The organism is Paenibacillus sp. FSL R5-0914 (assembly GCF_038004525.1).
GTDB lineage: Bacteria > Bacillota > Bacilli > Paenibacillales > Paenibacillaceae > Paenibacillus_AQ.
In genome coordinates, this window is record NZ_JBBORH010000003.1 from 1,288,920 (window position 1) to 1,301,995 (window position 13,076).

Here is a 13,076-nt window from a genome sequence, read left to right on the forward strand (position 1 = left end):
GGTATAATTAAAGCATCCAAGAAATCTTGTAATAACCTTCTAGAGATCGGAGTAATCAAATGAAATATAGCAATTTAGAAGAGTGTGTTAATGATTTAGAGAAACATGGACATTTGGTTCGTATTCGTGAAGAAGTGGACCCTTATCTGGAGATGGCCGCGATTCACTTGAAGGTTTATGAAGCTGGTGGCCCTGCATTATTATTTGAAAATGTAAAAGGCTCGAAATTTCGTGCCGTATCTAACCTTTTTGGAACGCTAGAGCGCAGTAAGTTTATTTTTCGGCGTACTTGGAACTCCACACATAACGTAATTGCACTTCGTAACGATCCGGTAAAAGCACTCAAAAATCCTTTTAAATATGTAGGGACAGGACTATCCGCAAGAAAAGCATTGCCTATTAAAAAGCCGGGTGGTCTACCAAGTGGTTTTCAGGAAATCAGTATTTCTGATCTTCCGCTGATCACACATTGGCCGGAGGATGGTGGCGCTTTTGTCACATTGCCGCAAGTGTATTCTGAAGATCCAGACAAGCCAGGCATTATGAACTCCAATCTGGGGATGTACCGTGTGCAGTTGAATGGTAATGATTATGAGCTCAATAAAGAGGTTGGCATTCATTATCAAATTCATCGCGGTATCGGCGTGCATCAAGAAAGAGCTAATCGAAAAGGAGAGCCGCTTAAAGTGAGCTGTTTTATCGGCGGACCTCCAGCGCATACGTTATCGGCTGTAATGCCATTGCCAGAGGGTATGAGTGAGATGATCGTTGCCGGTTTACTTTCGGGACGTCATTTTAGCTACAGCTATGTAGATGGATATTGTATCAGCAATGATGCGGACTTTGTGATCACAGGGGAAATTCATCCTGGTGAGACGAAGCCGGAAGGACCTTTTGGCGATCATTTAGGCTATTACAGCTTAGTGCATCCTTTTCCAGTTATGAAAGTACATAAAGTGTACGCTAAAAAGAATGCAATCTTTCCATTTACGGTTGTCGGCAGACCCCCACAAGAGGATACCGCTTTTGGTGAGTTAATTCACGAGTTAACGGGTGGAGCTATCCGACAAGAAATCCCGGGTGTCAAAGAAGTTCATGCAGTAGATGCTGCTGGTGTTCATCCCCTTTTGTTTGCGATTGGCAGTGAACGTTATACACCTTATCAACAAGTGAAGCAGCCAGCGGAGATTCTTACGATCGCGAATCGGATATTAGGCACAGGTCAGCTTAGTTTAGCTAAATTCTTGTTTATTACAGCCGAAGAGAAACAACCTATCAGCACACATGATGTTGAGGATTTCTTGACGTATATTTTAGAGCGAATTAATCTTCGCAGAGATATTCATTTCTATACGAATACAACGATTGATACTCTTGATTATTCCGGTACAGGACTTAACAGCGGAAGTAAGGTGATTTTCGCTGCGGTTGGGGAGAAGAAAAGAGAACTATGTACAGAGGTTCCTGACATACTTGAAGAACTACAGGGATTTGGACATGCAAAGATGGTGATGCCGGGTCTCGTGGCGCTTCAAGGCTCTAAATTCACTACTTACGCTGAAGCAGCGCAGGAAATGAACAAGCTTAGCGAAGCGATTCAAGAACAGGGAGCACTCCTATCTTGTCCGATGATTATTGTGTGTGATGATAGCGAGTTCTTAAGTGATAGAATTGAGAATTTCCTATGGGCAACGTTCACACGCAGCAATCCTTCTCATGATATATATGGCGTGAACAGTTCAACGGAGTATAAGCATTGGTCATGTGATAACGTGATTATTGATGCGCGTGTAAAACCTCATCAAGCGCCGCCATTAATTCCGGATCCAGTGGTTCAAAAGCATATCGAACGATTATTTGCTCCAGGTGGGAGCTTAAACGGTAAGATCTAACCATAACTCAAAGACCTTCTTGGGAAACCAAGGAGGTCTTTTTGCTGTTTTTTGAAATGATTTTACTCAAATGAAATTAAAAATGTATAGGCGTATTCTGGGTTTTATATCCCAGCTTGTCACAAAATCGTAGGATTTTATAACTAGAGGCGAGTGAATTGAACGGTTTAGTGTATGATAAACTCTGTTTTTTAAATGTTCATAGTGAAACTTAGGTGGTAGTATCGTGTTGGATATGAGTGCATCTGGAAATAATTATCCAGAAAAGTGTCTGAGCAAGGAGGAGGGGATACGCGCACGAAGTGAACTTATATTTGAAGAACGAATGACAATGAAGCTTATTGTAAGCGTTTACTACAAAAGGGCCAGATGCGTACTAAGTTCTTTCAATCATAAGAAAGCGGGTGAAGCACGGAAGATGAAGAGAAATAAAATGGGGAATAAAATACTTATTGTGTTATTGTCGTGGGTCTTCATTTGTTCATCTCTATTTCCCTCTACAACATTTGGAGTGCAACCAGCCAGTGCGGATTCAGGTCCAATAACTTTGCGATATGATTTTGGAACGGCAACAAGTCCTGTAATGAGTGGTTATACAGCTGTGCATGAATCAAAGTTGTATACGAAGGAGCTAGGATATGGCTTAGATCAGGCGGTTGCCTCAAGAAATCGCTCGGGCGGAGATGAACTGACTAATGATTTTGTACTGGGATTGTCCTACGCCTTTCTAGTGGATCTTCCTAATGGGGATTACGATGTGACTGTATTCTCAGGAGATTTATTGGCAGGCACAAGTACAACTAAAACTACGATTACCTTAGAAGGTGTTACGGCTGGTTCAATAAGCAGCAAGCAGGCTGTAAATCAAGCCACTTACCGCACGACTGTCCAAGACGGTCAACTAACCGTTGGCATCACGGGTACAGGGGTTGGCGGGTATTTAAATGGACTTATGATTCAGCAAATCGTGCCGGGTCCACTGCAGGCTCCCGAGGGCTTAGCGGTTACGAATCTCTCGCCCACTGCGGTCTCCCTCGGGTGGAGCAGCGTGACAGAAGCAGTCTATTACAATATATATCGGACAGAGCTTCCTAGCGGGACCATTCAATCGATAGATCAAGTTGCTGCGAACAACTACGTGGATTCAGACGTAAATGAAGGCAGTGGCTACATTTATAATGTGTCTGCTGTTAAAGGCAGCGGTGAGGAGTCTGCTTTGAGTGCACCTGTGACGGTAGATGAAATTCCGGGGGCAGAGGTTCCGGCAGTACCAACGGGCCTTTCGATTGTCAGCGTGGGTGCGAGTTCTGTTCAGCTAAGTTGGAACAACGTGGCGGGAGCTACCCGTTATACAATCTTAAGGTCTGATTCAGCAGATGGATCCTTCCAGGAGATTGGCCAGTCGGAGACGGCGACATTTACGGATGTAGCAGTGGATACCTCTAAACGCCAATATTATGGGGTAAAAGCTGCTAATGCCCAAGGAGAATCCCAGTTATCTAACAAAGTTGAAAGTATGGTATACACGCCACCTGTAACATTGCCAGAAGGAAATGTATATTCCTTTGATTTTGGCCCAGGTGCTGCGGCGGAAGGTTATCTTAAGGTCGATGCGGGGGTATCTTATTCCTCTGCGGTTAAATATGGATTTACGGATATATCAAAGGTAACTGGTGTAGACCGGGAAACCACTGATCCTTTGCGATCGGATTTGGTAGTCCCTAAGGATACTACCTTTAATGTAGATTTACCGAATGGTGACTATACTGTGTCACTTATCGCTGGAGATAGCGCCGGAGACACGGACATTGGCATCAAAGTAGAATCCATTCAAAAAGTTCAGCAGACAAGTAAAACAGCTGGTCAGTATTTGGAAATGAGCTTTGACATTGCTCTGGTGGATGGACAAATGAACTTGGTGTTCTCTGGCATGAAGCCTAATATCAATGCACTGGTGATTACTAAGCAGCCAGATCGTCCTGCTAATGAATTGCCTACAGTTTATATTGCGGGTGATTCCACTGTGCAGACTTACGATCCTTACTGGATACCACAGGCTGGCTGGGGACAAATGATTCCTGATTTCTTTAGTGAGGAAGTAACGTTTAAGAATCACGCTATCGGAGGCCGCAGCTCTAAGTCATTTATTGTAGAGGGGCGGCTGGATGAAGTACTGCGAAAGATACAGCCAGGTGATTATTTCCTTATCCAATTTGGCCACAATGACGCAACGATCAGTGTTCCTGATCGGTATGCCTCTCCAGCAGATTACAAAAATTATTTAAAAACGTATGTCGAGGGTGCCAGACAAAGAGGAGCGACTCCGATTCTGGTGACCCCGATGGGCCGCAGAGATTATAATGCTGCCACGGAAAAATTTAATGTGAGTTTCCCTGAATATGTGCAGGCGATGAAAGAGGTAGCCAATGAGCTGCATGTGGAAATGGTTGATCTTAGCGCGCTAAGTGTCGCTTATTACAATTCGATTGGTTTTGCAGCTACACGCTCTGTATTCCTTCACCTCGATGCAGGGATATATGGTGCTTTCCCGAATGGGTCAGCAGACGATACTCACTTTCAAGAGTACGGAGCGATTCAAATGGCTCGTCTGTTGGCCAAAGGAATAGAGCAATTAAACATTCCGCTCTCCAGCTTTGTACAGGACATTAAGCAGCCAGAAACAGTGCCTGCCAAGCCACAAGGTCTTGTAGCGGGAAGTATCAGTAATGCAGGTGCAGTACTGAAATGGGATAAAGTAGAGGGTGCTGATATTTATAAAATCTATCGTAAGCTAGCGTCCGAAGCTGAAACTGCTTACGCATTGGCGGGAACTGCCACTGTTCCAACTTTAACATTAAGCGGAATGGCGGAAGGTAACAGCTACTCCGTTCGAGTGACTGCAGTAAATGGGTTAGGAGAGTCTGAGCCTTCAGATGAAGTTAAGCTGACTACGAAGTCCGCTCAATATCGTTATGATTTTGGACCTGTTGGCTCACCCGTTGCCGCCGGTTATACGGAAGTGAACCGTAATGTACTTTATACAACAGAACGTGGTTATGGCTTGTCCTCAAGTGAAGGTATGAGTGATCGAGATCGCGGTAATGCGACTGATGCCCTTCGTAGAGATTTCGTGATCTATTTTGGAGGTTCGTATGAATTTAAAGTTGATTTACCGAATGGTTATTACTCCGTTAAGACCTATACCGGAGATTGGATTGGTTCTACCAAGACGAACGTAGCAATTGAAGGCAAAGATTATGGAACAGTCTCTTCAGGTAAGGAAAATATTGCTGAGAAGCTGTATAACCAGATCGCTGTCAAAGACGGTCAGATGAATCTTGTTTTTAGTGGCACAACGGCTCATCTCAATGGACTGGAAATCACACCTCTATTATTAGCCCCAACGAATCTGCAACTGGGTAGTCTGGACTTAAACAATGAGCCTATCACAGCTAATCTATCTTGGGATGGTATGGATGGTGCGTTGAAATACCGAGTGTATCGTCAGGCAACGGTTGCGAATAGTGCAGAGCTGCTGGGCGAGACAACAGAGCCGCTTTACACAGATACCACTGCGGATATCGGTATGGAATACATCTATACGGTAACTTCGGTGGACAGCACGGGACTGGAATCCGTAACATCTAATGCCTTAAAGGTGTCTATGATTGATCCAGCTGTAGCAAAAGCAGCCGTACCAAGTGGTCTATCGGTACAATCTACGAACAAAAATGATGTGACCTTTACGTGGAATGAGGTTTCGGATGCAAGGATGTTCAACATTTATCGTGCGAAATCCGCGGATGGTGAGTTCATTCTAATCGGCAAATCATTTGAAGCTTCATACACAGACACGACCATTTTAAGTACAATTCCTTACTATTACAAAGTTGCCTCGGTAAATGCAGGCGGTATCTCTGATCTTTCCGCTTCGCTGGAAACCTCAGCGGTGACAACACTATACCGGAAGATGGAGGCGCTGGATCGTGCGCCTGTAGCGGTTAAGACAGATGCGGGTGTTTATATCAGCTGGCGGATGTTAGGTCTGGATCCAGAATCGATTGGATTCAATCTGTATCGTGGGGAAGAGAAGCTAAATGATTCGTTGATTACTCATAGCACGAACTATCTCGACACTTCCGGTACAGCTGACGCCAAATACAGAATTACATCAGTAATCAATGGAGTCGAAAAAGCGGCTTCGGAAGAATTCAGCGTATGGCAGAAGCAATACCTATCTATCCTCTTGCAAAAACCAGCAGATGATTACACCAAAGATGGTCAGCCTTATACGTATAGTGCAGGGGATGCAAGTGTAGGGGATGTGGATGGTGATGGGGTGTACGAAATCATCATGTTATGGTCGCCTTCGAACAGCAAAGATAATTCCCAGGCAGGTTACACAGGACTAGTCTATATGGATGCTTATAAGCTAGATGGTACACGTTTATGGCGGATTAATTTAGGGCCTAATATCCGTGCGGGCGCGCATTATTCACCATTCATGGTTTACGATTTGGACAGTGATGGTCGTGCTGAGATTATGCTGAAGACAGCAGATGGTACGGTTGATGGTCAAGGTACTGTGATCGGTGATGCTAGTGCAGACTATCGCAATAGCTCGGGTTATGTGCTCCTCGGCAATGAGTATTTAACAGTGTTCGAAGGGGCAACAGGCCGGGCTGTGGATACGGTTAGTTATGATCCGCCGCGTGGTGACGTAGGTGCTTGGGGCGATGCCTATGGTAATAGGGTGGACCGCTTTTTAGCCGCCGTAGCTTACTTAGATGGTGAACAGCCAAGCGTGATTTTCAGCCGTGGATATTACACAAGAACTGTACTTGCAGCGTATAACTATCGCGGAGGTAAGCTAGAGAAGGTATGGCGATTTGATAGTAATGAAGAAGGGTATGGCGATTACGCAGGGCAAGGAAACCATAACCTTTCAGTAGGAGATGTAGATGGTGACGGCAAGGACGAAATAACCTTCGGCGCGATGGCGATCGATGATGATGGATTACCACTGTACAATACAAAGCTTGGTCATGGGGATGCAATCCATTTCGGAGACCTTGACCCTACCAGACCTGGACTGGAAGTCTTTGATGTTCATGAGCATACGGATTCGAAATATGGTATTGAAATGCGCGATGCAGCTACAGGGGAAACCTTATGGGGTGTGTTCACGGGAATTGATACTGGACGCGGAATGTCAGCAGATATTGACCCGCGTTATACCGGTGAAGAGGTATGGGCTGCAACGATTACCAATGAGGTGCAGATTCCTGTTACAGGCGTATATAGTGCACAGGGAGAGCTAATCACGAATAAGCTGCCTTCTTCTACGAATTTTGGCATTTGGTGGGACGGTGATCTTTTACGTGAATTGCTGGATTCTAATCGAGTGGATAAGTGGGATTACACCAACCAGACAACAGCTAATTTGTTGACGGCAACTGGAGCCTCTTCTAATAATGGCACCAAGGCGAATCCGAGCGTGCAGGCGGATCTGTTCGGGGATTGGCGTGAAGAAGTGATCTGGCGAGCAACGGACAGTTCTGAATTACGAATCTATACAACAACGGATATGACAGATTATCGTATTCGCACTTTGATGCATGATCCGATCTACCGACTGGGAGTGGCTTGGCAGAACGTGGGTTATAATCAACCTCCGCATCCTGGATTTTTTCTTGGCGAAGGCATGGAACAACCAGCTGCACCAAAAATTCAATATGTAGGCTCGCCTGTGGAAACAGAGGACACTACACCACCTGCAATAACGGGTTTACCTTCTACTCAAATGAGTGAATCGGATATCTTGAAGGCACAGGTCGTAGCAGAAGATCCTGAGTCTGGTATTCGTAGTCTGGATATCACCTTTGATGGAAAAAAAGTTGTCTATGGAGATGAGATTCCACTCAAAGGACTTGCGGGATCGCATACGTTTATCGCAACAGCTGTGAATAACGCTGGACTCTCGACGACAGAACAAGTAATTATAGTCGTAAACGGGCCTCAGAAGGCTACAGGAATTCCGGGGCAACCGGTTCTATCCAATAACAATGGGCAGGATACAGGACTCTTGGATGGTGATTACCAAATCACAATGAACATGTGGTGGGGTAATAATGGTACGATCTACAAGCTATATGAGAACGGTACCTTAATAGACACGCAAACCTTACGTGACGACTCCCCAACCGCACAGACCGCAGTGACTAGTGTTACTGGAAAAGAAAACGGTACCTACACCTATACGGCTGAGCTGACCAATTCTTTTGGCACAACGGTGTCTGCTGCTCATGTGGTTATCGTGAAGGATGCTGCACCAGGTAAGCCAGTGTTATCTAATGACAACTGGGATGGTGATGGAGAGTATAAAGTGACCATGAATCTATGGTGGGGGATGAACGGCAAAATGTATCGCTTGTATGAGAATGGAGTGCTGATCGATACACAGACTTTAACAGCAAATACTCCGAATGCCCAAACGGCTTCTACTTCGATCACGAATCGATCTCCGGGTGTTTATGAATACCGTGTAGAACTGATGAATGATCAAGGCGTTAGTGAAAGTACAGTTATGAAAGTCTCGGTAAAATAATTAAGCAATAGTTAAAAAAGCGCCTACGTCGGTAATATCCGGCTAGGCGCTTTTTGAGATTATCTAAGATTTAAAGGATTCTGCAAGACTATTTCCACTATCATCGTCATATGAATCTAAACAACGAATGATAGGGAGGATTGTAATCATGGAATTGACGGATATTATCTCTAAGATTGTGGTAGTCATACATGTTATAGCGGCCATAGTGGGAATTGGACCAGCTTTTGTGCTGCCAATACTGACAAGCTCTGCCAAGACAGGCAGCCAGCTTCGTTTTGTATTTGGCATGATGAAGACAATCAACAGATTCCCTAAAACGGGTGGAATTACCCTGATCGTTACAGGCATTTTGTTAATGATCATTGATAAAATGGGCTTGTCGGTGTTGTGGATCAATCTTTCGTTATTATTTTTTATCGTGATAGAAGTCATTATTATTGGATTTGTTGAGCCTCGATTGAAAAAGCTGACCCAGCTCGTGATGGCGAGTGAAGGCGACGAAATCCCTGTAGGCTACAACGCCGCTATGAACAAGATCGCTCCATTAGAAGCAGCTGTACATGTGCTCACTATCGTCATTATTATATTAATGGTAGTAAAGCCGGTATAAGATCGAAGCGTCTATTCTCAAGGATCTCTTCATAATCGCGAATGAGTCCATCAAAAATGCTCTCCCACGAGCGGCCGAGCGCCAGCTGTCGCCCCTCATAACCCATAGCAGCCAGCTTTTGGGGTTGCTCTATACATGCACAAATCTCACGAATAAAAGCATCCGGGGAACGAGGTGGGGCGATTATTCCGGTGCGACCGGGTGTAACCAGATCCTTCACCCCGCCTTCATTTACGGCGAGGACAGGCAGTCCAGAGGCCATGGCTTCAAGGACAACATTACCGAAGGTTTCCGTACTGGAAGGGAAGACGAATAGATCAGCTGAGGCATACAATTGGGCAAGCTCTTCACCGTGTTTGTAGCCCGTAAACGTGACATTTTGCGGCGCCTGCGCCCGCATCTCTGATAATAAGGGACCGTCTCCAACAACTAACCAATGTACCTGAGCTTGCATAGACTCGGGCAATTGCTGCATGGCGAGAGCAAGGGTGTTGATATCTTTTTCAGGAGCAATCCTTCCCACATACAGAAGTAATATCGGTGCGGTAATTCCGTAACGATCACGGACCTGATGGCTGCGTTTTTTCGGAGTGTAGAGATTGCAGTCGATGCCTCTAGACCAAAGCTTCAAACGTTGAAAACCTTGAGCTTGTAGGGAATCGAGTGTTTCATTGGAGGGAGCGAAGGTAGCATCGCAGGACCGATGAAACCACTTCATGTACTTCCAATAAAGAGGAACAATTTTTTTCATCCGATAATATTCAAGATAGCGATCAAAATGGGTATGATAGGAGGCGACATGAGGCAGGCCAAGCTTTCGCGCATAGCGAAGGCCGCATAGACCAATATTGAATGGAGTAGCCAAATGAAGCAGATCGGGTCGAAAAGCTTTTAGCTCTGACTGGATGGAGGACATATTCGGCAGTGCGAGTCTACATTCCGGGTATAAGAAAAAGGGGATACTGGTAATGGGACGTATGGGATCGGCATAACTGTCTTCAGGAGCAGATTTCGGCGAAAATAGCAGATGCTCGATACCTCGCCGGTTCAAATGAGTGGTTAAGCGCTGAAGCGTAAGTGAGACACCATTCGTTTGCGGAAGAAATGTGTCTGTAAATAAAGCAAGACGCATAGAACCCCTCCCAGGTACTCTTGATGTCTTGATCATAACAGCCCATTATTTCATGGAGGTCAAACGGATGTTAAACAGAATATAAAAATCCACTGCACACGGTAATGAGGTGTACAGTGGATTTTTTTGTATGTGATCTTATATTTACACTTCTTCATATATCCGCTGTATAAAAGCGATGCTTTCTCTTAGATGCGATTCAGGAGTACTCTCTAAAATGCCCTGAATATGCGGACGCTCGTATTTCATATAACGGAGAATCGGCTCAAACTCAAGCCAGCCCTGACCTACAGGAACAATTTTGATGGCTCCATCTTGCACGATAAAATCTTTTAAATGAATGATGGCAATTCGATTTCCTAAGAGCTTCAAAGCTTCCATAATAATAGCTTCCTGATGCAAGTAATTTGTAGGTGACATGAGATTAGCGCAATCTAATATGACCTGAAGATTATTAGAAGGGATCTCATCCAGCAGTCGGCGAGTTAAGGATGCGGTGTACAGCGGATGATGGAGTCCTGCTTCGATTCCTACCGTCACACCAAAACGTTCGGCCTCTGCGACCATTAGCTTTACCGAAGTAACGACCTGTTGAAAAGCTTCTTCTGTAAAATTATCTGTGGTATACCCAAGTCCCATACTTCCGGTTTCCGCACCTACTAGACTGGCACCGAAATCTCTGGCCAAGCGAAGATGGGTATTGAACTCGGCTAACGCTTGTGCCCGTTTGTATGGATCGGTGTCTACAATATTAACGTAACAGCCAAGCACCGCAATCTGAATACCAGCCTGTCTAAAGGCATTTCCGTAATAACTAGCTGTTCCAGGGCTTATAGCAGTCAGACTCGGAGTGCTGTCAGGAAAAGATTTCTTAAGTGCAAACTGAATATGAGCGAAATTATAGAACTGAAGCTTCTCAATTAAATCCTTCAATGGAACTTGTGTGAAATCATGTGCTCGAACACCTAGGTGCAGGGGAATACTCATATGATCGATCGCTCCTATTAGTATTGTTGTTTGTGTGGCGCTAATTTATCCCAGTCAAAGGTAACCCCAGTGCCTGTTACTTCAGGCGCAACTGCCATCCCATTGTCTTTGTTAATCACTAGCGGACGTGTAGTGTATTGATCGATAGGGAAGCTATGCATTTCGAGATAACCTGCATTTGGCATAGCTGCTAATAAACTAACGTGTAATTCCTGCATCCCATGTGTGGAAACGGAAAGGTTATAGGCTTGTGTTAAGTGAGCTACCTTTAACCAGCCCGTAATTCCGCCTATATTGGAAGCATCCGGTTGAGGGAAATCTACATGGCCATATTGCAGCATGTGATGGAATTCGGTTAAGGTCCGAAGGTTTTCTCCGCCTGCAACAGCAATGCCTGATTCTTCTGCAATACGCGCATAGCCGGCATAATCTTCCGGAATCGTTGGTTCTTCTAAGAAGAGGATATCGTATTTCAAAAATTCACGAGCGGCTTTAATCGCTTTTTCTACACTCCAGCTCATATTCGCATCGACCATAAAGGCCACATCTGGACCGATTAATTGGCGCACCGCAGCCACTCGTTCCACATCTTCAGCTAATGTTTTTTGGCCTAGTTTAATTTTGACAGCCTGCAGGCCCATATCTAAGTATTTTTGATTGTTGAGGAGGAGCTTTTCTAATGGGAAATTCAAATCAATCGCTCCGCCATAACATTTGACCTCATTGCTTGCGCCACCCAGAAGTTTGTAAAGCGGTTCATCTGCTTTCTTCGCACGTAAATCCCATAAAGCGATGTCACATGCTGCAATGGCGAAGCTAGCCAGACCCCCGCGAGCAACATAATGTATTCCCCAGTTCATCTGCTCCCAGATACTTTCCACACAGCTAGCATCCTTACCGATTAAGATCTGAGTTAATTCATTCGCAATTAGTGAGCAGATCGCTTTGCCGCCAAATCCGCCAGTATAGGTATAACCTACCCCTTCACGACCGTCATCGGTTCTAATTTTGACAATGGGAACTTCAAAGTGAGTGTGCAGTCCGTGTTTAGCGTCCTCCATGATTTCCGGCAAAGGGATACGATAGTACTCTGTAATAACTTCTTTAATTAGAGACATCTGTGATCACTCCTTGTAGTAGTTGTTGTAAGTCTGTTAATGGTAAGGCAGTAGATTGTTCAATAGCCTGAACCACAAGTCTGGCGATGTGCTGAGCACCTTGATCAGAGAAATGAGTATCATCCATAACTCCATTTGGGTAATTCGGATGTGCTTTTTCAGGCAAATGCATGAATAAATTTTTGGATTCTTCAACACCTAACGAACGATAGAGCACTTGCGAAGCTGCGAAAATATCAAGCAGTGGTGTTTGCGTTTCTTCAGCTACCTGCTTCATAGCCTCGGGATAAGCGCCTACAGCAAGCGGGTCAAGCTCTCCATCGGAGTTGAAGCGGCGGCGACTTACAGAGGTTAATAGAACCGGAGTCCCGCCTAACTGCCGAGCAGCTTCAATATATTGAATTAGGTTGCGGCGATATTCAGTGTCGGGATCAGTGTAACGCAAAGGATCTTCTTTTTTCTCATCGTTATGTCCAAATTGAATGAAGAGGTAGTCACCGGCCTTGAAGTCTTTAAGGATGTCCTCCAAACGGCCGTCAGTTATAAAGGATTTGGTACTGCGACCATTAATGGCGCGATTCTCGATTCGAACAGAAATCCCAAAATAACCTTGCAGGTATTCTCCCCAGCCTGTCATAGGTTTTTCTCCAGCGCCTTTGATAGCCGCAGTGGAATCTCCCGCGATAAATAATGTGGGTGTCATAGGATCTTCTCCTTGAATGTAGTG

Annotated in this window: 7 protein-coding genes; 3 read left to right on the plus strand and 4 right to left on the minus strand. The window is 44.9% G+C overall.

The genetic code is table 11. The annotated features are described in order from the left end of the window. Nucleotides 1–59 precede the first annotated feature (59 nt). The 3 genes from MKX60_RS28830 (at nt 60) to MKX60_RS28840 (ending at nt 9,112) form a co-directional block, all read left to right on the plus strand. Nucleotides 60–1,892, plus strand: coding sequence for a UbiD family decarboxylase (locus MKX60_RS28830; RefSeq protein WP_341061666.1), 1,833 nt, complete (start codon nt 60–62; stop codon nt 1,890–1,892). Nucleotides 1,893–2,310: 418 nt separating this feature from the next. Then, on the plus strand, nt 2,311–8,499 hold the full coding sequence (locus MKX60_RS28835; RefSeq protein WP_341061667.1) for a rhamnogalacturonan lyase family protein: 6,189 nt from the start codon (nt 2,311–2,313) through the stop codon (nt 8,497–8,499). A gap of 148 nt (nt 8,500–8,647) precedes the next feature. Then, nucleotides 8,648–9,112 carry a DUF2269 family protein gene (locus MKX60_RS28840; RefSeq protein ID WP_042186633.1) on the plus strand — a complete coding sequence of 155 codons (465 nt, stop codon included), beginning with the start codon at nt 8,648–8,650 and terminating at the stop codon, nt 9,110–9,112. Here MKX60_RS28840 and MKX60_RS28845 read toward each other — a convergent pair. The 4 genes from MKX60_RS28845 to MKX60_RS28860 all read right to left on the minus strand — a co-directional run bounded on the left by MKX60_RS28845 (nt 9,084) and on the right by MKX60_RS28860 (nt 13,052). After that, a complete protein-coding gene (locus MKX60_RS28845; RefSeq protein ID WP_076283271.1) occupies nt 9,084–10,244 on the minus strand; it encodes a glycosyltransferase family 4 protein in 1,161 nt (386 codons plus the stop codon). The two genes, MKX60_RS28840 and MKX60_RS28845, sit on opposite strands and share 29 nt — an antisense overlap. Nucleotides 10,245–10,388: 144 nt before the next feature. Beyond that, entirely contained in the window at nt 10,389–11,231 is an 843-nt protein-coding gene (locus tag MKX60_RS28850; RefSeq protein WP_081383067.1) for a sugar phosphate isomerase/epimerase family protein, read from the minus strand. A gap of 17 nt (nt 11,232–11,248) precedes the next feature. After that, entirely contained in the window at nt 11,249–12,349 is a 1,101-nt protein-coding gene (locus MKX60_RS28855; RefSeq protein WP_339246680.1) for a mandelate racemase/muconate lactonizing enzyme family protein, read from the minus strand. Next, nucleotides 12,336–13,052, minus strand: coding sequence for a rhamnogalacturonan acetylesterase (locus MKX60_RS28860; RefSeq protein ID WP_076300820.1), 717 nt, complete (start codon nt 13,050–13,052; stop codon nt 12,336–12,338). The genes MKX60_RS28855 and MKX60_RS28860 overlap by 14 nt, the downstream gene beginning before the upstream one ends. Nucleotides 13,053–13,076 lie beyond the last annotated feature (24 nt).

Bases quoted from the DNA above. Each gene is read 5' to 3' on its own strand.
- MKX60_RS28855 (WP_339246680.1), bottom strand. From the start codon at position 12,349: ATGTCTCTAATTAAAGAAGTTATTACAGAGTACTATCGTATCCCTTTG.
- MKX60_RS28850 (WP_081383067.1), bottom strand. From the start codon at position 11,231: ATGAGTATTCCCCTGCACCTAGGTGTTCGAGCACATGATTTCACACAA.
- MKX60_RS28830 (WP_341061666.1), top strand. From the start codon at position 60: ATGAAATATAGCAATTTAGAAGAGTGTGTTAATGATTTAGAGAAACAT.
- MKX60_RS28840 (WP_042186633.1), top strand. From the start codon at position 8,648: ATGGAATTGACGGATATTATCTCTAAGATTGTGGTAGTCATACATGTT.
- MKX60_RS28860 (WP_076300820.1), bottom strand. From the start codon at position 13,052: ATGACACCCACATTATTTATCGCGGGAGATTCCACTGCGGCTATCAAA.
- MKX60_RS28845 (WP_076283271.1), bottom strand. From the start codon at position 10,244: ATGCGTCTTGCTTTATTTACAGACACATTTCTTCCGCAAACGAATGGT.
- MKX60_RS28835 (WP_341061667.1), top strand. From the start codon at position 2,311: ATGAAGAGAAATAAAATGGGGAATAAAATACTTATTGTGTTATTGTCG.